This window comes from Streptomyces sp. NPDC048254 (genome assembly GCF_043201895.1).
Lineage (GTDB): Bacteria > Actinomycetota > Actinomycetes > Streptomycetales > Streptomycetaceae > Streptomyces.
Genome location: NZ_JBICZJ010000009.1, coordinates 426,798 through 447,650, shown reverse-complemented (window position 1 = coordinate 447,650; position 20,853 = coordinate 426,798). Strand labels below are relative to the sequence as shown.

Below are 20,853 nucleotides of genomic sequence, written 5' to 3'. Positions count from 1 at the left end.
GCCCGTTGTCCTGCGGGTGACGGATGATTGACCCAACTCACAGAATTTTCACGGGCGTTGCCAAGGTGCCTGAGGCGCGGAAAACGGGTCACGGCCGGCTGCCGTGACCCGTTTCCCTTTCTGTGCCGCCGAGGGGACCCCACGTCCCCCTCACGGTGGCGGCTCCCCGTGACCCGACGGGGAGGTCTTGCCGGGGCCTAGCCGGTGAAGGCGTCGGTCCCTTCCGGAGTGCCCCAGCCGGTCGGGCCGTCGTAGCCCGACTTGGCGGTGCAGAAGTACGACGTGGAACACGAGCCGTTGGATCCACTCGTCACGTCGTTCAGGGCGGAGGTGCCGGCCGCGGCGTACGGGTACTGGGCCGGGTAGTCGCTGCTGCCCGGGGTGCCGGCCAGGGCGTAGACCGAGGCGATGATCGGCGAGGAGGCGCTGGTGCCGCCGTAGGTGTTCCAGCCGGTGCCGTCGGAGCCGTAGCTGTCGTAGACGGAGACGCCGGTGGCCGGGTCGGCGACCGCGGAGACGTCGGCGATCATGCGCTTGGTGCAGGTGGTGTCGGTCTGCCAGGTGGGCTTGGCGTCGTAGGCGGAGCAGCCGGAGCCGGTGCCCTCGGTGGAGCTGGTCTTCCAGACGCTCTCGGTCCAGCCGCGGCTGGTGGAGGAGGTCTTGAGGGCGGTGCCGCCGACGGCGGTCACGTAGCGGGAGCCGGCCGGGTACTCGGCGCCGTAGCCCTCGTCACCGGCGCTCGCGGTGATGGCCACGCCCGCGTGCTTGTAGTACGAGGTGTCGTACGACGTGTCCGACGACGACTCGGCGCCGCCGTAGCTGTTGGAGACGAACTTGGCGCCCAGCTTGACGGCCTCGTTCACCGCGGTGCCCAGGTTGGCGTCGGAGGCCGACTTGGCCTCGACGAGCAGGATGTTGCAGTTCGGGCAGGTCGCGCTGACCATGTCGAGGTCGAGGGACTCCTCACCGGCCCAGCCGCTGTCGGCGGAGGGGAGCGAGGTCGTCGAGCCGGTCTGGGAGACCTTCTTGAAGCAGCCGTTGTCGGTGGTGCAGTCCGACAGGCCGTAGTACGACCGGTAGGTGGCCAGGTCCTCCTCGGCGTTCGGGTCGTCGTACGCGTCGACGATGGCGACGGTCTCGCCCGAGCCGTTCGAGGCGGCGGCGGAGGGCAGGCCGTAGGCCGACTGGAGGTCCGAAGGGCCGTATCCGGTGGGGGTGTCGGAGGCGGCGTCCGGCTTGACGGTCTTCGGCGTCACGCCCTTGAGCGCGGCCTGCTTCTCCATGAAGGCGGTGGTGCCGCCGGTGACCCGCAGGGCGTCGCACGCGGCGAAGCCCTTCTTCGGGGTGGCGCCGCAGCCGGCCTTCTCGTACTGGACATGGGCCTTGGCGACCTGGGCGGCGATGGCCTTGGTGCTGGCCTTGTGGGCCGTGGTGGCGGTGGCCGCGGTGGCGTGTGCCGCGGTGCCGAGTCCGGCGACGAGCAGGGCGGCGGTGGCCGCGGCTGCCGAGCCGACGCGGCGCCATCTGCCGCGTATGTGGGGGGTGTTGGGGGTGGTCGTGCGCAACGTACAGCCTCCTGGATGAGGGGGAGAGAGGCCTGCGGGTGGGGGCCACCGGTGTGGTTGCCGGTGGGGGCGGCGGCCCGCGACGACCATCGCGTTGTTGGGGACGCGACAACAAGACGGGTTTCGGAATCCTGACTTCCGCGTTACTGAAGGGCGGCCTGGGGTTACTGATCATTGGGTCGCGGATGGCCGGAAGTTGGGGTTCGGTTGACCTGGGGGTGCCGGCGGCGGTGGGTCAATGCGCGTTGATCGGGGCGTACCGAGCGGTCAGCGGGGCTTCAGGCCGTGCAGCAGGAGATGGACGTGTTCGTCCAGGCCGGCCAGCGCCTCGTCCGCCGGGAGCATGCAGTTGGCGACCAGGGTGGCCAGACCGTGGATGGCGGACGCCGCGACCAGCGTGATGCGCTCGGGGTCGCCGTCGACGATCTCGTCCCGCTGCTGGGCGTCGGTGAGCAGCCGCACGAAGGAGCCCATGGAGCGGTCGACCGCCTCGGCCAACGGCGTGGAGATGTCCGGGTCGTGCTTGCGGGAGAACATCAGTTCCAGCAGCTCGGGGTTCTCGACGGCGAAGGTCAGATAGGTCCGGGCGAGCGAGACGATGCGCGATTCGAGGGGGGTGTCCGGATCGTGCGCCGACTCCAGGCCCTGGTTGAGACGGTCGTACCCGTTGAGTGCGAGCGCGTCCAGCAGGGCCTGCTTGTCCTTGAAGTGCCGGCCGGGGGCGGCATGGCTCACCCCGATGTCGCGGGCCAGTTCGCGCAGGGACAGCGCGGCGGCACCCTTCTCGCGCAAAGTGCGTTCGGCGCTGGCGAGCAGGGCGGCGCGCAGGTCTCCGTGGTGGTAGGGGCGGCTGTGCGGCATGGGCGTCATCGTAACCCGGATGTTGGCGTCGCCATCTTTGTTGGCAGTGCCATCTTTGTTGTCGTTGACATCATTGTAGGCGCCGCCTACATTGGCGGGCATGGCTGAGAAAACTGGCACATGGAACGCGTCCCGTCTCCCCGACCTCTCCGGCCGTACGGCCGTGGTCACCGGTGCCAACAGCGGCATCGGCTTCACCGCCGCGGACGCGCTGGCCCGGTCCGGTGCGCACGTGGTGTTCGCGGTACGGGACTTGGAGCGCGGGCGTGCGGCCGCGGTGAAGGTGTCCGGCAGTACGGAGGTGCGCCGCCTGGACCTGGCGGACCTGGCCTCGGTACGGGAGTTCGCGGCGGGCTGGGACCGGCCGCTGGACCTCCTGATCAACAACGCCGGCGTGATGATGCTCCCGGAGCAGTCCACCAAGGACGGCTTCGAGATGCAGTTCGGCACGAACCACCTGGGCCACTTCGCGCTGACGAACCTGCTGCTGCCGTTCCTCGAGGACCGGGTGGTGACGGTCTCCTCCGGGCTGCACCGCGGCGGCGACGGCACGATCCACTTCGACGACGTCAACCTGCGCGGCACCTACAGCCCGACCCGCGCCTACGCCCAGTCCAAGCTGGCGAACCTTCTGTTCACCCTGGAGCTCCAGCGCCGTCTGACGGAGGCCGGCTCCCCGGTCCGCGCGCTGGCCGCCCACCCCGGCTACGCGGCCACCAACCTCCAGAGCCACACCGCCAACCCGCTCGCCCGGCTCGGCATGCGCCTCGGCAACCTGCTCGTCGCCCAGGACGACCGCGGGGGCACGCTCCCCACGCTGTACGCGGCGACCCAGGACCTGCCCGGCGCCAGCTACGTCGGCCCGAGCGGCCTCGGCGAGATGCGGGGCGCACCGGCGCTGGCGGGCCGCAGCGCGGCGGCGAGCGACCCGGTGGCGGCCCGCAGGCTGTGGACGCTGTCGGAGGAGATGACGGGGGTGACGTGGCCGCTCGGGGTCGAGGCCGTGTGACCGCCGCCCGGCACACCGCCGCCCGGCACGCCTTCTCCCAGTACGCCTTCTCCCAGTACCCGGACGCCCGTCGGTCCGTCCGCGGCCGCCGGATACGGTGAGCCGGTACGGCGGATACAACAGTTCTCCGGGAGGTGGCCGGATGAGCGGGGGCGTGGACTTCGCGCTCGACGGGCGTACGGCCCTGGTGACCGGCTCCGTGCGCGGACTGGGCCTGGAGATGGCCCGGGGGCTGGCCGGCGCCGGTGCGCGGGTGATCCTCAACGGCCGTGACCCGGCGGCACTGGAGGCGGCGGCCGATGCGCTCCGCGACGAGGGGCTCGACGCGGTGGGCGCGGCGTTCGACGTGACCGACCGGGAGGCCGCCGAGGCCGCGGTGACCGGCCTCGGTGCGATCGACGTCCTGGTCAACAACGTGGGCCACCGCGACCGGCGCGGGGTCCACGAGATGACCCCGGACGAGCTGTCCGCGCTGCTCGACGTCCACCTGACCTCGGCGTACGCGCTGAGCCAGACGGTCGCCCGCGGCCTGGCGGCCCGTGACACCCCGGGCCGTATCGTCAACGTCTCGTCGGTCGTCGGCCAGTTGGGCCGCACCGGGGACATCGCCTACGCCACGGCGAAGGCGGGCCTCGACGGTCTGACCCGGGCCCTGGCGGCCGACCTCGGACCCAGCGGCACGACGGTGAACTCGGTGGCACCGGGCACGTTCGCGACGGACGTCAACGCGGAGCTGGCGAAGGACCCCGAGTGGGCGCGATGGCTGCGCACCCGCACGGCCCTGGGCCGTTGGGGCCGACCCGCCGAGATCGCCGGCATCGTCGTCTTCCTGGCGAGCGACGCGGCGTCCTTCATCACGGGTCAGACGATCGCGGTGGACGGCGGGATGACCACGACGTTCTGAGCGGGGTGCGGTGAGGGCGGTTCACAGGTAAATCTCAGTGAAGCAGGGAACCGTTTCTCACCTTTGTGGGACACAGTGGGGCCTGATGAAGCGCACCTCACGCATCTCTTCAGCCTCGCGCCGTGTCGCGCTCGGCGCGGCGGTCGTGCTCGCCGCCACCTCGGCCTCCGTGGCGGCCGCCGATGACGGGCCCGGCCCGTTCGGGGTGACCGCGCTGGTCGGACCGACCGCGGAGAGCGCGCGGGTCGGGGCGCTGTTCACCGCCGACGAGGCCGGGAGCCTGGCCGGCCACCACTTCTGCACCGCCTCCGTCGTGCACAGCCCGCAGCGGGACCTGATCGTCAGCGCCGCGCACTGCGTCGACGGGGACGACACCACGGGGCTCGTCTTCGTGCCGGGGTACCGGGACGGGCAGGCGCCGTACGGGGTGTGGAAGGTGGGGAGGCGGTATCTGCCCGACGGGTGGGCGAAGGGGCAGGACGAGGACAGCGACGTCGCCTTCGCCGTCGTGGACGAACTGGGCGGCAAGCGGGTCGAGGAGGTGACCGGCGCCAATCGGTTCGTCAGCGGCGTGGCCACCGGGGCCACCGCCGTCACCGTCACCGGGTATCCCGACTCCCGTGAGGTGCCGATCAGTTGCACCAACAAGCCCGTCGCCCACAGCGCCACTCAGCAGCGGATCGACTGCCCCGAGTTCACGGGGGGCACCAGCGGGAGCCCCTGGGTGAACGGGGACCATCAGGTGGTCGGGGTGCTGGGCGGGCACGAGCAGGGCGGTTCGACCGCCGACACGTCCTACAGTGTCGTGCTCGGGAGCGAGGCCGGCGAACTGTACAAGGACGCCGCAGGCGGCTGAGACGGCGTCATGTGCGCCGTCTTGCTGTGAAATAGCGCCACTCTCGGCCGAAATGGCGTTGAACAGCCCTGACATGGGGGAGGGTTGGGGCGTGCGGAAAGTATGGGTGATCGGCGGTGCGGCGGTCGGGCTCGGGCTGAGCTTCGTCATGCTGCTCGTCGTCGGGGTGTACGTCGTCGCCGGGAACCTGCTGGGCGGCGCCGGCGGTGCGACCAAGGCGCTGGCCAAGGGAGCCGTGCCGGCCGCGTACTCCACGCTCGTGCAGAAGTGGGGCAACCTCTGCTCCGCCATCAACCCCGCCCTGCTCGCCGCGCAGCTGTACCAGGAGAGCGGGTTCAACCCGAAGGCGCAGAGCGCGGCGGCCGCGCAGGGGATAGCTCAGTTCATCCCGGGGACCTGGGCCACCCACGGCATCGACGGCGACGGCGACGGGGACCGCGACGTCTGGGACCCGAATGACGCGATTCCGTCGGCCGCCTCCTACGACTGCCAGCTCGCCTCGTACGTCAAGGACGTCCCCGGCGACGTCTCCGACAACATGCTCGCCGCCTACAACGCGGGCGCGTACGCGGTCATCAAGTACAAGGGTGTGCCGCCGTACAAGGAGACCCAGAACTACGTCAGGACGATCACCACTCTCGAGGACAGCTTCGCCGCGCCCGTCAGCCGGCTCTCCCCGACCAAGCAGGCCGCCGGCGCCATCGAGTACGCCCAGAACAAGCTCGGCACCCCCTACCTCTGGGGCGGCAACGGCACAGCTCAGGACGGCGGCCGGTTCGACTGCTCGGGGCTGACCAAGGCGGCGTACGCGCGTGTGGGGATCACGCTGCCGCGCGTCGCCAACGACCAGTACAACGCCGGTCCGCACCCCTCGCGCAAGGAACTGCTCCCGGGGGACCTGGTCTTCTTCTCCACCGACCTCACCAACTCCCGCGCCATCCACCACGTGGGGATCTATGTCGGTGGCGGGTACATGATCGACGCGCCGTACACCGGGGCGGTCATCCGGTTCGACCCCATCGACAGCGCCGACTACTTCGGGGCCACCCGGGTCACCGAGGATGGCGCGAAAGCGCTGCCCACCTCGGTGTGAACGGAGCGTATAACCCACCCCCTGAGCTGGGGCTTTGTGTCTCTCTTCGATAACGTCTGCGTGATCATTCGGTGGAACCTGGAACGTAGTGACGGGGACCGTGCGTTCCTGTTGACGAAGCCGACCACGGGGGTGGCAGCGAGCGGCGCACACGAGGTGCGTCCGGGACGACGACGAAGGGGCCGCAGGCACGATGGCTGTACTCGCCGAATCCGGATCCAACCCCGACGTCGACCTGCTCTACGACATCAACGGCCTGGCCAAGGACGCACCGCACTGGTTCGACCGGGCCGTGGAGTTCGTCGGGGAGTACGGACTGCTGGTCGCGATGGTGCTGCTGGTGGTGTGGTGCTGGTGGTCCGTGCGGCGCCGAGGGGACGAGGACGCCGCGGCCACGACGGCCGCGCTGGTGTGGACGCCGCTGGCCGCCGCGATCGCCGTCCTCGTGAACGTTCCCATCCGCGGGTTCGTCGAGCGGCCCCGGCCGTTCCTCAGCCACCAGGGGCTCGACGTCCTGGTCTCCGGCAAGACCGACTACTCGTTCGTCAGCGACCACGCGACGATCACCATGGCCCTGGGCGTCGGGCTCTTCATCGCGAACCGCAGGTTCGGGCTGGTGGGCATAGGGCTGGCGCTGGTGGAGGGGTTCTGCCGGGTGTACATGGGCGTGCACTACCCGACGGACGTGGTGGGCGGCTTCGCGCTGGGCACGGCGGTCGTCCTGCTCCTCTCCCCACTGGCCACGGCCGTGCTGACGCCGGTGATGAAGGCGGTGGAGGGGTCGCCGAGGGTGGGGTGGATCGTGCGGAGGCGGTCGGCGCCGGTGGGTGTGGTGCCGGGGGCACGTACGCCGATGGACCCTGAGGAACGAGACCTGGCGGCGTAGCCGTGCCCCGTGAGGGGCGCGGGGCTGTATTGATGTGCGGCTCCGCCGTGTGGGCGCGACCAGCCCCCACGCACCCGCGGCCGAAGTGCTCTCACAACCCCTGTGCGTAAGAGAAGAACCGCTTCGGGTCGTACTGCGCCTTCACCTTGCCCAGACGCGTCGCCGCATCCCCGTAGTACGCCTTCTTCCAGTCGGCCAGCGTCGGGTCCGTGTAGTTCTGGTACGCCGCGCCGGAGGCGTACGGCTTCATGGCCGTGTGCGCCCCGTTCAGCCACGTCTGGCCCGTACCGCCGGAGGCACCCGCTCCCCACGACACTATGTACTGCGCCAGCATCCGCGACCGCCGGTGCACGAACGCCGTCGCGGTCGGGGAGACCCGGTTCACCGCACCGCCGAGCGCCGTGAAGGCGATGCTCCCCGCACCGCCGCGCACCGCGCCGATCTGCCGCAGGGCCGTCTGGATGCCGGCCGCCGAGAGCGAGCGGTCGAAGAAGTCGGAGCGGGCCGCGTAGGTCTCCCGGCCCAGCCTGCCCGCCGTGGAGCGGCCCGGCGTGGACCCGGGCAGGTGGCATTGGGGCTCGGTGGCGAAGGAGGAGCAGCCGGCGTAGCTCTCCATCGCCTCCTCGTAGCCGTGGCGGCGCAGCGAGACGGAGGAGGCGTTGGCGCCCGCCTTGTGGGCGAGGGCGTCCACCGCGTTCTGGAGTTCGCCGTACGTGCCCATCGAGAAGCAGGCCACGGAGACGCGCGGGCCGCTGCCCGAGTTCTCCAGGTGCAGGGAGGACCAGATCTCGTCCGGCTGGGAGGGGCCCCACTCCTGCCAGGCCTTGAGGACCTGCGCCGCCTTCGACCAGGGCCAGGTCAGGTACGCGGTCACGGCCTGCGGGGTGGGGTGGGTCTTGAACTGGAGCTCGGTGACGACTCCGAAGTTGCCGTTGCCGGCGCCGCGCAGTGCCCAGAAGAGGTCCTTGTTGGTGCTCGCGTTGGCGATCACCTGCGTGCCGTCCGCCGTGATCAGCGTCGCCTGGGTGAGGCTGTCGCAGGTCAGGCCGTACGCGCGGGACGCGACCCCGTGGCCGCCGCCGAGGACCAGGCCGGAGACACCCACGGTGGGGCAGGAGCCCGCCGGGATGGTCACGCCCTTGGCGGCGAGGCCGCGGTAGACGTCGATCAGCTTGGAGCCGGCGCCGACGACCGCCGTGCCGCCGCTGACCCGGATGCGGTTGAGCTTGGAGACGTCGAGGACCAGGCGGCCGTTGCCCGAGGAGTAGCCGGCGTAGGAGTGACCGCCGTTGCGGATCGAGATCTTCAGTCCGTGGGCCTGGGCGTACGACAGCGTGGTGCGGATGTCGTCCGCGTGGGCCACGTACGCCACCGCGGACGGCTTCAGTCCGTCGAAGCGGGTGTTGTAGAGCTGGTGGGCCGTCGTCCAGTTCGCGTCGCCGGGGCGGACCAGGGTGCCGTCCAGGGTGTGGGCGAGAGCGGTCCAGCCGGCCGGGGCCGCTGCGCTGGTGGTCTTCAGCGCCGTACGAGAGGATGTGGACGCGAGTGGCGCGCCGGTTGTGCGGGACGCGGTGGCGCCGCCGGTGCTGCATCCCGTCAGCGCGGTCGCCGCGAGGGCGGCCGCCCCGCCGGATATGAAGGTACGCCGTTCCATGCCCGTGCCTTTCGTCGGCTTTCGTGGGACGAGACGGCGTCCGTCGCACACGGGTTCCCGTGCGGTGTAACGAACGCTGTGACGCCGTAACGGCTGTGATGGCGAACGGCGAATAAATGTTCGCGTAACCCGGCGGTCGGAACCGACGCGTGCCCTCACTGTGAGCGTTCCGTGACCTAACCGGGTCGACGGCAGGGGTTCACCCTCCGTTTACCTATGGCCATCGGCGGCTTCACCTGTTCTGCCTAATTTCGGCCGTACCCGATGCGGTGAGCGGCCCTATGTGCCCAGTCAGGAGGCCCTCACCCATCACGACTACTTCGCACGCCGCCGAAGGTGGCGCCTCTGGAAGGAACCCCCGAAAGTGAAGCTTCAGCGCAAGAACCGGCTGCGCGCCCTGTCTCTCGGTGCTGTCGCTGTCTCCGGCGCCCTGGCCCTGACGGCGTGCGGCTCGGACGACAACGGTGGCGGCAGCGGTTCGAGCACCTCCTCGGCCTCCGCGAACGCCGGCTCCATCAAGTGCGACGACGCCAAGGGCCAGCTGCTCGCCGACGGCTCCTCCGCGCAGAAGAACGCGATCGACGCCTGGGTGAAGGCCTTCTCCCAGGCCTGTGGCGTGCAGATCAACTACAAGGGCTCCGGCTCCGGCGCCGGTGTGACCGCCTTCACGCAGGGCCAGGTCGCCTTCGCCGGTTCCGACTCCGCGCTGAAGCCGGAAGAGGTCACCGCCTCCAAGAAGATCTGCTCCGGCGGCCAGGGCATCGACCTCCCGATGGTCGGCGGCCCGATCGCCCTCGGTTACAACGTCCCGGGTGTCGACAACCTGGTCCTGGACGCGCCGACGATCGCCAAGATCTTCGACAGCAAGATCACCAAGTGGAACGACGCCGCGATCAAGAAGCTGAACCCCGACGCGACGCTCCCCGACCTCAAGATCCAGGCGTTCCACCGCTCGGACGAGTCGGGCACGACGGACAACTTCACCAAGTACCTGATCGCCGCCACCCCGGACAACTGGAAGTACTCCGGCGGTAAGGCCTGGCAGGCCAAGGGCGGCCAGTCCGCTCCGCAGTCCGCGGGTGTCGCCCAGCAGGTCAAGCAGACCTCCGGCGCCATCGGCTACTTCGAGCTCTCCTACGTCGCGGACGGCGTCAAGGCCGTCTCCATCGACACGGGTGCCAGCAAGCCGGTCGCCCCGTCCACCGAGTCCGCCACCGCCGACATCGCGGCCGCCAAGGTCGTCGGCACCGGCAAGGACCTGGCGCTGCAGCTGGACTACAAGACCAAGGCCGAGGGTGCGTACCCGATGACCCTGGTCACGTACGAGATCGTCTGCGACAAGGGCAACAAGGCCGACACCCTCCCGGCGACCAAGGCGTTCCTGCGCTACATCGCCTCCGAGGACGGCCAGAAGGTCCTCTCCACGATCGACTACGCCCCCGTCCCCGACGACATCATCGCCAAGGTCCGCACCACCATCGAGGGCCTGAGCTAAAGATCCGCGAGTGCGGCCGAGTTCCGCAAGGAGCCCGGCCGCACCGTCCGGTGCACCGCCGCCCGGAGCCGTACGCCCACACGCCGGGGTGTGCGGCTCCTCCGAGCCGCCCCGCAGGACGGCTCCGCAGACCGGAGAACCCGATGGACATATCCACGCAGACGACAGACGCATCTCCCCCCACCCCACAGCCCGGCACGGCCGAGCAGAAGCGCAACGCCCGCGGTGCCACCCGGGCAGGTGACCGGGCCTTCCTCGGTCTCTCCCGAGGCTCCGGCATCCTGCTGCTGGTGATCATGGCCGCGATCGCGGTCTTCCTCACCTACCGTGCCGCCCTCGCGATCAACCGCGACCACGGCAACTTCCTCACCACTTTCGAGTGGAACACCAACCTCATCCCGCCGACCTTCGGCATCGCGGTCCTGGCCTTCGGCACGGTCGTCTCCTCGATCATCGCCATGGCCATCGCCGTCCCGATCGCCGTCGCGATCGCGCTGTTCATCACGCACTACTCGCCGCGCAGGCTCGGCGGCACCATCGGCTTCGTGATCGACCTGCTCGCCGCGGTGCCGTCCATCGTGTACGGCCTGTGGGGCGCGCTGGTCCTGGTACCGCACATGACCGGCCTGTTCGGCTGGCTCGACAAGTACTTCGGCTGGACCGGGATCTTCTCCTGGGACGGCGGTGCCCCCCGCTCGATGCTGACCGTCGGCATCCTGCTCGCGATCATGATCCTGCCGATCATCACCAACGTGAGCCGCGAGGTCTTCCGCCAGGTCCCGCAGATGCACGAGGAAGCGGCACTCGCTCTCGGCGCCACGCGCTGGGAGGTCATCCGCATGTCGGTGCTGCCCTTCGGCCGCTCCGGCGTGATCTCCGCCTCGATGCTCGGCCTCGGCCGTGCGCTCGGCGAGACGATGGCCGTCGCCACCGTGCTCTCCCCGGACTTCGACATCCACGCCAGCCTGCTCAACCCGGGCGGCGGCACCTTCGCCCAGAACATCGCCAGCAAGTTCAGCGAGGCGACCGCGGACGGCCGTGACGCGCTGATCGCGTCCGGTCTGGTCCTGTTCGTCATCACCCTGCTGGTCAACGGCGCGGCCCGCGTGATCATCCAGCGCCGCGCGGAGTACTCGGGGGCCAACGCATGAGCACCGCAGCAGTCAAGCGCCCCAGCACCCTGCAAGGCGCCACCCTCCCCAAGTGGACCCCCTACGCCATCATCGGCGGCTCCATCGTCCTCGGCGTGGTCATCGGCCTCGTCGGCGGCCTGGACAGCAAGATCCAGTGGGGCCTGATCGCCGCCCTCCTCTACGTCTTCGGCACCTACGGCATCGCCGCCCGGGTCGAGGGCCGCCGCCAGGCGAAGGACCGGGTCGCGACCTCGCTGGTGTGGGTCGCCTTCATCGTCGCCGTGATCCCGCTGGTCTCCCTGATCTGGGTGACCATCTCGCGCGGTGTGAAGGTCCTGGACTTCTACTTCCTCAGCCACTCCATGGGCGTGGTCGCCGACTCCGAGGCCGGCGGCGGCGCCTACGCCGCGATCATCGGCTCGCTGGAGCAGGTCGGTCTCGCCACCCTGATCGGTGCCCCGATCGGCATCCTCACCGCGATCTACCTCGTCGAGTACGGCCGTGGCCGGCTCGCCAAGGCGGTCACCTTCTTCGTGGACGTGATGACGGGTATCCCGTCGATCGTCGCGGGTCTGTTCATCCTCAGCCTCATGCTGATCTTCGACATGGAGCCCTTCGGTTTCGCCGGATCCCTGGCCCTGGCCATCCTGATGATGCCGGTCGTGGTCCGCTCCACCGAGGAGATGCTCAAGCTCGTCCCCAACGAGCTGCGCGAGGCCTCGCTGGCCCTGGGCGTGCCGAAGTGGCGCACGATCCTGAAGGTGGTCCTGCCGACCTCCATCGGCGGTATCACCACCGGTGTCATGCTGGCCATCGCCCGTATCGCGGGTGAGACCGCCCCGGTGCTGCTGCTGGTGTTCGGCAACCCGTTCATCAACAACAACCCCTTCGAGGGTGCGCAGTCGTCGCTGCCGCTGTTCATCTACCAGCAGTACGCGAACAGCGCGGGTGCCAACGCCGCGTACGACCGTGCCTGGGCGGCGTCGCTCACGCTGATCGCCTTTGTGATGATCCTGAACCTGGTGGCTCGCGGCATCGCCCGCTGGAAGGCCCCGAAGACCGGTCGCTGACCGGCCTACAGCGACCGACTCCCTGGAAGTGAAGAAGTAATGTCCAAGCGAATCGACGTAAGCGGGCTCACCGCCTACTACGGCTCCCACAAGGCCATCGAAGACATCTCGATGAACATCGAGCCGCGCACCGTCACGGCGTTCATCGGCCCCTCCGGCTGCGGCAAGTCGACGTTCCTGCGCACGCTCAACCGCATGCACGAGGTCACCCCCGGCGGCCGCGTCGAGGGCAAGGTCCTCCTCGACGACGAGAACCTCTACGGCGCCGGTATCGACCCCGTGTCGGTGCGCCGCGAGATCGGCATGGTGTTCCAGCGTCCGAACCCCTTCCCCACCATGTCGATCTTCGACAACGTGGCCGCGGGTCTGAAGCTGAACGGCAACTACAAGAAGAGCCAGCTCAACGACATCGTCGAGAAGTCGCTCAAGGGCGCGAACCTCTGGAACGAGGTCAAGGACCGCCTGAACAAGCCGGGCTCCGGCCTCTCCGGTGGTCAGCAGCAGCGTCTGTGCATCGCCCGCGCGATCGCGGTCGAGCCGAAGGTGCTGCTCATGGACGAGCCCTGCTCCGCCCTCGACCCGATCTCCACCCTCGCCATCGAGGACCTGATCGGTGAGCTCAAGGAGCGCTTCACGATCGTCATCGTGACGCACAACATGCAGCAGGCCGCGCGTGTCTCCGACCGCACCGCCTTCTTCAACCTGGCCGCCGTCGGCCAGCCCGGACGGCTGATCGAGATCGACGACACGGAGCGCATCTTCTCCAACCCGTCGGTCCAGGCGACCGAGGACTACATCTCCGGCCGCTTCGGCTAGGCCGCAACCGACCCCTCGCGGTGCTGCATGGCGGTGCCACCGCGAGGACGCAAGAGGGCCCGCCCCCGGCTCCCGGGGGCGGGCCCGTCTGCGTGTTCCGGCGCCGGGGCGGTCACACCGTTGTTCCGTTGTTCACATCCTGTGGACGGGGAAGGCGACCGGTTCCGCTCCCGAGGCCAGCATCTTGTCCAGGGCCTGTTCGACCGCCCGGAGGCCGGTCAGCCCCATGGTCTGCGCCAGCCGCCGCCAGGTCACCGCGTCCGGGCGGCCGCCTGCTCCGCCCGGGTACGGCCGCCCGGGCGCCGGCTCGGCGGCACACTCGTGCGGCACCAGGGCGAGGGGCTCGTCCGCCGCGGCGAACCGGACCACCGAGGCCGCACTCCGGTCCACCGGCACGATCTCCCCGTCCGGAAAGGTCGCCACGTTCCCCTCGAAGCCCAGCGCTCCCGCGCAGACCAGCGCAAGGGCGTCCGAGCAGTCGTGCACGACACACGTGCCGAACTCCCGGGCGACGCCCTCCTCGACCCTCGTCCCCTCGGCCGAGGTCAGCCCGGACACGAACGACCAGTAGTCCCCGGCCGACCCGGACCCCACCAGACAGACGGTGAAGTGCTCCAGCGGCGCGAGCAGCGCCTGTACGGCGTCCCCGGCGGGGCCGGGCGGCAGCAACCGCACCGCCGACCCGCAGGAACACCGGAACGGTCCGCCGACGGACACCACCTCGACCACCGGGTCGCCGAGCTCCCGCCGGAGCGCGGCCAGCACGTCGAGGACGGCCGCGGTCGGCAGCTCCCGGTCCACCAGCACCAGCTCGACGGGCGCGGAGTACGCCGCCCGGACCCAGTCCAGGTCCTGCGGGAGCGCGCCGAGCAGAGCGGGGGTGAGGCGTACGACACCCTCCTCGCCCACGGCCCGGCCCTCGTCGCCGACGAGCACGACGGTCGACACCCGCGTCGCCGTGTCCGGCCGCCGCGCCATCGCCGCGGCCACGAAGTCCCCGAGGCCGTTGCCGGCCATGACATGAATCGTCCCTGCCCTCAGACCCACCGAAGCCTCACCGGTCCCGTTCCGAAGCCGCACAGGGCGCACGACTTCTCACCAGCCATGATCACACCGAACCCGGGAGGAGAGGGGACCACGGCGGGGTGAGGTCGGGCGGGCGCGGGGCGCGGGGCCGGTGGTTCCTACAGGGCGGCCAGGTTCACGATGCCGAACGCCGCTGCTGCTACCAGGGCCGCCGCCGGCATCGTGATGAACCAGCCCAGGACGATGTTCTTGGCCACGCCCCAGCGGACCGCGTTCACGCGCTTCGTCGCGCCGACGCCCATGATGGCCGAGGTGATGACGTGGGTCGTGGAGACCGGTGCCTTGAAGAGGTACGCCGTGGTGAACATGATCGAGGCCCCCGTCGCCTCGGCCGCGAAGCCCTGCGGGGGATCCAGCTCGATGATCTTGCGGCCCAGTGTGCGCATGATGCGCCAGCCGCCCGCGTAGGTGCCGAGGGAGAGCATCACGGCACAGGCGATCTTGACCCAGGCCGGAATCGCGTCGCCGTACGTCTCATGGCCGGAAATCACCAGTGCCATGACGACGACGCCCATCGTCTTCTGGGCGTCCTGGAGACCGTGGCCGAGGGCCATGCCGGCCGCGGAGACGGTCTGGGCGATACGGAAGCCGCGCTTGGCCTTGTGCGGGTTGGCGCTGCGGAAGATCCACATGATGGCCGTCATGACCAGGTAGCCGAGGACCAGGCCGACGACCGGCGACAGGAACATCGGGATGATGACCTTGTCGACGACGCCGTTCCAGAGGACCTCCGTGCCGCCCGCCAGGGCGGCGCCCACCAGACCGCCGAACAGGGCGTGGGAGGAGGACGAGGGCAGGCCGAAGTACCAGGTGACGAGGTTCCAGACGATCGCGCCGACCAGCGCCGCGAACAGGATGGCCATGCCCTTGGAGCCCTCGGGCGTCTCGATCAGGCCCTCGCTGACGGTCTTGGCGACCCCGGTGCCGAAGAACGCGCCGGCCATGTTCATCACCGCGGCCATGGCGAGCGCCGCCCGCGGGGTGAGCGCCCGCGTCGACACGGACGTCGCGATCGCGTTCGCCGAGTCGTGGAAGCCGTTCGTGTACGTGAAGAAGAGCGCGACCAGAATGGTCACGACGAGCGCGAAGGTGTCCATCGACGCCTCAGGACTCCTTGACGGCGATGGTCTCCACCGTGTTCGCCACGTGCTCGAACGCGTCCGCCGCCTCTTCCAGGACGTCCACGATCTGCTTGAGCTTCAGCACCTCGATCGCCTCGTACTTGCCGTTGAAGAGGTGCGCGAGGAGCTTGCGGTGGATCTGGTCGGCCTGGTTCTCCAGCCGGTTGACCTCGATCCAGTACTCGGTGAGGTTCTCCATCGTGCGCAGGTTGGGCATCGCCTCGGCCGTCAGGTCGGCGGCGCGCGCCAGCACCTCGATCTGCTGCTCGACGCCCTTGGGCAGCTCCTCCACGTTGTAGAGGACGACCAGGTCGACGGCCTCCTCCATGAAGTCCATGATGTCGTCGAGGCACGACGCGAGGTTGTAGATGTCCTCGCGGTCGAAGGGCGTGATGAACGAGGAGTTCAGCTGGTGGAAGATCGCGTGCGTGGCGTCGTCACCCGCGTGTTCCGCTGCCCGCATACGCTCTGCGATCTCGGCCCGGGCGGACGGGTCCGCCCCGAGCAGTTCCATCAGGAGTTTCGAGCCCGTGACGATGTTGTCCGCGGACGCGGCGAACATGTCGTAGAAGCTCGTCTCCCTGGGGGTCAGACGAAAGCGCACTTGGGGTCCTTGGTATGCATGGGTTTCGGTCAGGCTGATGCTAGGCGCATCATCCGGCCACGGCTATCGGGCCGCCCACCAGTGTCGCCCATCGGGCGTGGTGATCAGTACGGGGGCGTCCCGAGGGCCGTATACCCAGCAAAGTTCGTTACCATATACCCACTAGGGGTATATGTATCGGCAATGCGGAGGACGCGATGACGACCACCGAGGCCGGCGCCACGAAGCCCTCCGGGGACGGGGCTCCGGCGACCACGCACGGCTACCACAAGCAGAAGGACGAGCACCTCAAACGGCTGCGCCGGATCGAAGGCCAGATCCGCGGGCTGCAGCGCATGGTCGACGAGGACACCTACTGCATCGACATACTCACCCAGGTCTCCGCCTCCACCAAGGCCCTGCAGTCCTTCGCCCTGCAGCTCCTTGAGGAACACCTGCGGCACTGCGTCGCCACTGCAGCCATTGAGAGCTCCGCTCAGGGCGCCGTCAAGGGTGGTGCGGAGATCGACGCGAAGGTGGAAGAGGCCACCCAGGCCATCGCCCGGCTGCTGCGGACCTGAACCGGCGGACCTGACCTGCGGACCTGGCCGAAGTCAGCCGTCCTCGCGCTCCTCGGCCACGCGCAGCACCTCGTCGATGCTCTCCAGGCTGAGCCGCTCCTCGGCGGCCGACGCCGCGATGATCAGCTCTCCGCACAGCTCGATCTCGGCGAGGGCCACGTGGTCCTGAACTGCCGTACCGCCGACCGGAGCCACGTGCATCACCTCTTCTCTGCCGTCACCGACTTCCTAGAGTAGGGAGCGGTCTACACAACGCGCATGGCACGGACGGGCTAGTTCACAGGTTGTACAGAGCCGGTCCCGGACTAGTGCGCTGGCTGGTTTTCGGCGATCCGGCCCGCGTAGATGTCCCGGGAACGCGGCAACTTTACGTCCACCGGAGTGCCGAAGTCGTACAGCAGGGTCGTCGAGGCGACCGCGACCGTGCCCTTGCTGCTGTCGTTGACGAAGCTGAACCGCTGCCGCAGCTTGCGGATCCGGCCCTGGTCGTCGAGGTACGCGTCGAACGGAACCTCGGCCGTGGCGAACCCTTTCGCCGCGGCGGCGAGGGCCGGCCGGTTGCCGGCGGACGCGGCGCGGGCGGCGGCCGCGAGGTCGGCGGTGCCCCGGTAGTGCCGGACCTCGGCCCCGGCGACCTCGGTCCTGCCCAGGTAGGTCGCGGTGCGGGTGCCGAGGAGCAGCTCGGCCGCGGCGAACGGGTCGGTCACGCCGCCGGTGACCAGGTTGCCGTCGGAGAGGCTCGCGGTCTCCACGCGGACCCATTTGTCGGCGGGCACCCCGGCGCCCCGGTTCTTCATGAACAGCGCGCCCGGGGCGAGGAGTTCGGTGATCGGCCGGTGCTCGGGGGTGCCGGCGGGGTCCTGCGGGAGCACGACCGTGAGTTCGCCGAGCTGGTTGCGGTAGTCGTAGCTGCCCTTGCCGCGGATGGTGACCCGGGTGCCGCCGGTCGCCATCTCCATCGACGTCGTCGCTCTGGAGGTGGCGGCGGCGCGCAGGGTGTCCGCCGCGCGCTTCAGGACGGTGACCGTGTTGTTGCCGGGGTCGCCGCCCGCGCCTTCGGCGGTGGCGCCGCCGCAGGCGGTGGCGCATGCGCCGAGGCCGACCATGAGCCCTACGGTGACGGCCGTCTTTCCAGCGCGCCTGTGCTGCCGCCGATCCATCGCCTGCCTACCCCCAGCCGGTACGTCCGTCACGGGCCCCCTGTCGTTCCGCTTAACGAGGGGTGGGTGGGGCCGTCACGCATACCGGCTGTTTACCGAGCGTGGGTAACGTTGTCAGGGTGGCGGAAAAGGGCGGTTCCGGGTGGGGCGTGCAGGGGCAGCAGCACGATACGAGGCTGGTGGAGCACGGGCCGTTCTGTTACGCGCGGTGTACGTGTGGGTGGCGGGGGCCGGCGCGCAGGGCTCGGAGCCTTGCGCGGACGGACGGGGCGGGACACAGAGCCGAGGGGTGAGCGGCGGCCGTACGGTGAATACGGCCCGGCGGTTCGCGACATCGACGGACCTTTCCCCGAGGGCCGCCCCCTGATGGCCGGCCTCACTGACACGCGGCCTGCTTGACCAGCCACTTCTTCGCCGCCTGCAGAACCTGGTCCGAGTGGGCTCCGCTCCTGAGTGGGATCTCCTCGTCAGGCGGGATCGGCGCGTCGTAGCTACGGCCCGTGCGGTCTGCGTCCTTGAGCTCGGTGAGCACCAGCACGGCGCCGTCGGACAGGCGATGGTCGTTCCTGCCGGTAGGGACGCCGCGGGTGTCCGCACCGAACGACCGTGTGTGCGGCCGTCCCCGGAAGGCGACCACCACGGCCTCGCCCGAGCTGGCGGTCCATCCGTCGGTCAGGACCGCGACCGGGGCGTGGGAGTCGGCCACGGGAGTTCCGTCTCCCCAGGTGTGGGGTGTGCCGTTCTCGCGCGGGCTGCCGTTCCGGATCGTCCACGGGTAGGTCTTGCCGTCGGGATCCACGAACATCCCGACCTTGCCGTCCCCCAGGATCGGGCCCGCGACCGCGAGCATCGGCCACATGTTCCCGCCACGGTTGGCGCGAAGGTCCACGACCCAGCCGCAGGCCCCCGTGCGGTCGGCCTTCGCCACTGCCGCGCGGCCCTGCCGCACGTACCGCTCGTACAACGCGTCAGATCCCTCGACGGCGGGCAGCGACACGTAACCGACGTGATCTCCCAGCGATCGGCCCTCCGGCCCCTGGAAGGAAGCGTCCGGCGAAGCCCTGAGTGCCTCTTTGACCTCCTTGGGGTCGTAGAAGGAACTGTGCGTAGTGCTTACTTCCCGGAGGACGAAGCGAATCGTGTCGTAGGTGTCCGACGGTTTCTGCGCGGCCCGGGCCTGCGCGAAGGCCTGGCGGCGTGTCCGCTCCCAGTCGACCTCATGGCGGAGAAGCGCGTTCTTCTCCATGATGTCCAGCGCCCTCGACAGATAGGACCTGGCGTCGGCCGACATGGCCGGACCCGCTGTCCTGTCCGAGCGATCCGTGCACCCGGTCCCTGCGACAAGAACACTCACCAGTCCGGCACACACAGCCAAACGCAGCGACAGTCCACGCCTCATCCATCCCCCAGCCCCGTGACCATGGGCGACCCTAACCCGATGTCACCTCGGCCTGACAGCACCCCAGTTCGTGGTGCTGTCGGGATTACGGGGCGTTTGCGGGAACATAGGGGTCATGGGATGTGAGTCTCCGGTCCGCGCGGCGGGCTGCGTGCTGTGGCGTCGTTCGCCCGCCGGCAGGGTGGAACTCGCGCTGGTCTACAGACCCAAGTGGGCTGACTGGTCCTGGCCCAAGGGGAAGCTCAAGCGGGGGGAGACCTCCGAAGAGGCGGCTCGACGTGAGGTGCTGGAGGAGACCGGTCACACATGCCGCTTGGGGACAGGGCTCCCCTCGGCTCGGTACATCGACCATCAGGGCCGGCCCAAAGAGGTCCGCTACTGGGCGGCGGAGGCAACCGGGGGGGCGTTCGAGCCCAACGCGGAAGTCAGTGATCTTGTCTGGCTGTCGCCGGACGAGGCCCGTGATCGCCTCACCCGAGACATGGATCGCAGCATGATCTCCCTCGCGCTCATCGCCATCGGTACGGACGAGGACATGAGGGGGCTGTGACGCCGGAGCAACAGGAGCGGCGTTGGGACGGCGCGTCGGCTGTCAGCGTCGCGCACTGGTTGGATGCGCAGTTGGAGAGTGCTCCCGAGCCCAGCGAGGAGCAGCGCGGAGTGCTGACCGCTTTGTTCGACTCCGCTACAGCCGCGGAGGCGGCGGCATGACAGAGAAGACTCCAAAACGCTGTCCGTCCGCCGGGACCGGCGCTTGAACCGAGCCCTTGGTGTCATCCGGGCTACCGGTATGACGGACACCGGCGCAACCGAGTGGGCGCTGACCGTCGCGGCCAATGTCCTCGAACTGGCGTGGAAGCACGGACACGAGGCGCCCGGAGTCGTACCGGACATGACGGTGTCCTACAGGGTGAGGGACTTCGTATGACGGCGGTATGACACAGGTCAGCACACATGAAGACGACCCCCTCATGAAGGTTTGACCTGCTGGTCCTTGCGCCAATTTACCTGCAAGAGATCGGGGTCAAATGGGGCCTTGTCGCTCCGGCCTTCCGGCACCGGAAGAATCACGACTGATACGAGAACCTGCGAGATCACCTCTTTCTTCTCGCTCAGATCCATTTGATGCCATTTGTTCCGACTCCAGCCTCGGAGTAGATTCCTCTTGGATTCTGCTCTGAAGTGTTCCTGCTCTTCTTCTTCTAGCGTCTTAATGTTCCTATTGAGGCGTGTGAGCATGTCGTGGACGTCGCTCCAGTCGACCTCTCCGTTTGCCGCGGAGTCTTTGATCTTCTTGCACTGGGTGACGATCCCGGACAGTTTCTCTGCGCCCCTCCACGGGATGGTTTCAGGCTTGGTCCCCGCGAAATGCTTGTCCAGATAGCTCAAGACCAATTCCTCGAGGAATTTATCTACCGGACCCACTCGACGGCCCACACCCTTGCAGTTCGGGTCATTGCAACGGTAGTAGTCACCATACTTTGCGTTTTTTCCTGTGCTCTTGTTGCCGGTGGCCTTTGAGTGGCAGACCTCGTCAAAGTCATTTAACCGGCCGCACCGAAGAGGTCCCGAGAAGAGGTA

General features: G+C 69.1%; 21 protein-coding genes. 12 read left to right on the top strand and 9 right to left on the bottom strand.

Translation table 11 applies throughout. From position 1 onward, the window contains the following. Positions 1 to 197: 197 nt before the first annotated feature. Positions 198 to 1,565 (bottom strand): peptidase S8, encoded by a 1,368-nt coding sequence (locus ACGFZQ_RS26785; protein WP_393842432.1) that lies wholly within the window; start codon positions 1,563 to 1,565, stop codon positions 198 to 200. A gap of 267 nt (positions 1,566 to 1,832) precedes the next feature. Continuing rightward, entirely contained in the window at positions 1,833 to 2,435 is a 603-nt protein-coding gene (locus tag ACGFZQ_RS26780; RefSeq protein WP_393842431.1) for a TetR/AcrR family transcriptional regulator, read from the bottom strand. Positions 2,436 to 2,526: 91 nt separating this feature from the next. Between ACGFZQ_RS26780 and ACGFZQ_RS26775 the strand changes: the two genes are divergently transcribed. The 5 genes from ACGFZQ_RS26775 to ACGFZQ_RS26755 all read left to right on the top strand — a co-directional run bounded on the left by ACGFZQ_RS26775 (position 2,527) and on the right by ACGFZQ_RS26755 (position 7,174). After that, positions 2,527 to 3,435, top strand: coding sequence for an oxidoreductase (locus tag ACGFZQ_RS26775; protein ID WP_393842430.1), 909 nt, complete (start codon positions 2,527 to 2,529; stop codon positions 3,433 to 3,435). Between the two features lie 142 nt (positions 3,436 to 3,577). Beyond that, positions 3,578 to 4,339 carry an SDR family oxidoreductase gene (locus tag ACGFZQ_RS26770; protein WP_393842429.1) on the top strand — a complete coding sequence of 254 codons (762 nt, stop codon included), beginning with the start codon at positions 3,578 to 3,580 and terminating at the stop codon, positions 4,337 to 4,339. Between the two features lie 85 nt (positions 4,340 to 4,424). After that, on the top strand, positions 4,425 to 5,195 hold the full coding sequence (locus ACGFZQ_RS26765; RefSeq protein WP_393842428.1) for a trypsin-like serine peptidase: 771 nt from the start codon (positions 4,425 to 4,427) through the stop codon (positions 5,193 to 5,195). Between the two features lie 73 nt (positions 5,196 to 5,268). Continuing rightward, positions 5,269 to 6,288: an NlpC/P60 family protein gene (locus tag ACGFZQ_RS26760; protein ID WP_393842427.1), complete on the top strand. Its 1,020-nt coding sequence runs from the start codon at positions 5,269 to 5,271 to the stop codon at positions 6,286 to 6,288. Positions 6,289 to 6,481: 193 nt separating this feature from the next. Next, complete coding sequence (locus tag ACGFZQ_RS26755; protein WP_393842426.1) at positions 6,482 to 7,174, top strand: phosphatase PAP2 family protein; 693 nt, start codon at positions 6,482 to 6,484, stop codon at positions 7,172 to 7,174. Positions 7,175 to 7,265: 91 nt separating this feature from the next. Here ACGFZQ_RS26755 and ACGFZQ_RS26750 read toward each other — a convergent pair whose 3' ends face one another. Then, entirely contained in the window at positions 7,266 to 8,828 is a 1,563-nt protein-coding gene (locus ACGFZQ_RS26750) for an FAD-binding oxidoreductase (protein ID WP_393842425.1), read from the bottom strand. Between the two features lie 364 nt (positions 8,829 to 9,192). Between ACGFZQ_RS26750 and pstS the strand changes: the two genes are divergently transcribed. The 4 genes from pstS (at position 9,193) to pstB (ending at position 13,342) form a co-directional block, all read left to right on the top strand. Continuing rightward, positions 9,193 to 10,323 carry a phosphate ABC transporter substrate-binding protein PstS gene (gene pstS, locus ACGFZQ_RS26745; protein ID WP_382535024.1) on the top strand — a complete coding sequence of 377 codons (1,131 nt, stop codon included), beginning with the start codon at positions 9,193 to 9,195 and terminating at the stop codon, positions 10,321 to 10,323. A 143-nt stretch (positions 10,324 to 10,466) separates the two neighbouring features. Then, positions 10,467 to 11,474, top strand: coding sequence for a phosphate ABC transporter permease subunit PstC (gene pstC / locus ACGFZQ_RS26740; protein WP_393842424.1), 1,008 nt, complete (start codon positions 10,467 to 10,469; stop codon positions 11,472 to 11,474). After that, positions 11,471 to 12,526: a phosphate ABC transporter permease PstA gene (pstA, locus tag ACGFZQ_RS26735; protein WP_393842423.1), complete on the top strand. Its 1,056-nt coding sequence runs from the start codon at positions 11,471 to 11,473 to the stop codon at positions 12,524 to 12,526. The genes pstC and pstA overlap by 4 nt, the downstream gene beginning before the upstream one ends. A 39-nt stretch (positions 12,527 to 12,565) precedes the next feature. Beyond that, positions 12,566 to 13,342 (top strand): phosphate ABC transporter ATP-binding protein PstB, encoded by a 777-nt coding sequence (pstB, locus tag ACGFZQ_RS26730; protein WP_351708834.1) that lies wholly within the window; start codon positions 12,566 to 12,568, stop codon positions 13,340 to 13,342. A 132-nt stretch (positions 13,343 to 13,474) separates the two neighbouring features. Here the strand turns inward: pstB and ACGFZQ_RS26725 are convergent, their stop codons facing one another. From ACGFZQ_RS26725 to ACGFZQ_RS26715, 3 genes are all read right to left on the bottom strand, one after another. After that, a complete protein-coding gene (locus ACGFZQ_RS26725) occupies positions 13,475 to 14,359 on the bottom strand; it encodes a hypothetical protein (RefSeq protein WP_393842422.1) in 885 nt (294 codons plus the stop codon). Between the two features lie 167 nt (positions 14,360 to 14,526). Then, complete coding sequence (locus ACGFZQ_RS26720) at positions 14,527 to 15,525, bottom strand: anion permease (protein WP_393842421.1); 999 nt, start codon at positions 15,523 to 15,525, stop codon at positions 14,527 to 14,529. A 7-nt stretch (positions 15,526 to 15,532) separates the two neighbouring features. Then, on the bottom strand, positions 15,533 to 16,153 hold the full coding sequence (locus tag ACGFZQ_RS26715) for a DUF47 domain-containing protein (protein WP_382535013.1): 621 nt from the start codon (positions 16,151 to 16,153) through the stop codon (positions 15,533 to 15,535). Between the two features lie 197 nt (positions 16,154 to 16,350). Between ACGFZQ_RS26715 and ACGFZQ_RS26710 the strand changes: the two genes are divergently transcribed. Further along, on the top strand, positions 16,351 to 16,713 hold the full coding sequence (locus ACGFZQ_RS26710; RefSeq protein WP_382535011.1) for a metal-sensitive transcriptional regulator: 363 nt from the start codon (positions 16,351 to 16,353) through the stop codon (positions 16,711 to 16,713). 33 nt (positions 16,714 to 16,746) lie between these two features. Here the strand turns inward: ACGFZQ_RS26710 and ACGFZQ_RS26705 are convergent, their stop codons facing one another. The 3 genes from ACGFZQ_RS26705 to ACGFZQ_RS26695 form a co-directional block, all read right to left on the bottom strand. Continuing rightward, positions 16,747 to 16,914, bottom strand: coding sequence for a hypothetical protein (locus ACGFZQ_RS26705; protein WP_351747093.1), 168 nt, complete (start codon positions 16,912 to 16,914; stop codon positions 16,747 to 16,749). Between the two features lie 104 nt (positions 16,915 to 17,018). Next, positions 17,019 to 17,873 (bottom strand): hypothetical protein, encoded by an 855-nt coding sequence (locus tag ACGFZQ_RS26700; RefSeq protein WP_351747091.1) that lies wholly within the window; start codon positions 17,871 to 17,873, stop codon positions 17,019 to 17,021. Positions 17,874 to 18,249: 376 nt separating this feature from the next. Then, positions 18,250 to 19,164 carry a S41 family peptidase gene (locus ACGFZQ_RS26695; RefSeq protein ID WP_393842420.1) on the bottom strand — a complete coding sequence of 305 codons (915 nt, stop codon included), beginning with the start codon at positions 19,162 to 19,164 and terminating at the stop codon, positions 18,250 to 18,252. 223 nt (positions 19,165 to 19,387) lie between these two features. Between ACGFZQ_RS26695 and ACGFZQ_RS26690 the strand changes: the two genes are divergently transcribed. Continuing rightward, positions 19,388 to 19,822, top strand: a complete 435-nt coding sequence (locus ACGFZQ_RS26690) for an NUDIX hydrolase (RefSeq protein ID WP_393842419.1) — start codon at positions 19,388 to 19,390, stop codon at positions 19,820 to 19,822. A 240-nt stretch (positions 19,823 to 20,062) separates the two neighbouring features. Continuing rightward, positions 20,063 to 20,200, top strand: a complete 138-nt coding sequence (locus tag ACGFZQ_RS26685) for a hypothetical protein (RefSeq protein WP_393842418.1) — start codon at positions 20,063 to 20,065, stop codon at positions 20,198 to 20,200. Positions 20,201 to 20,853: the final 653 nt, after the last annotated feature.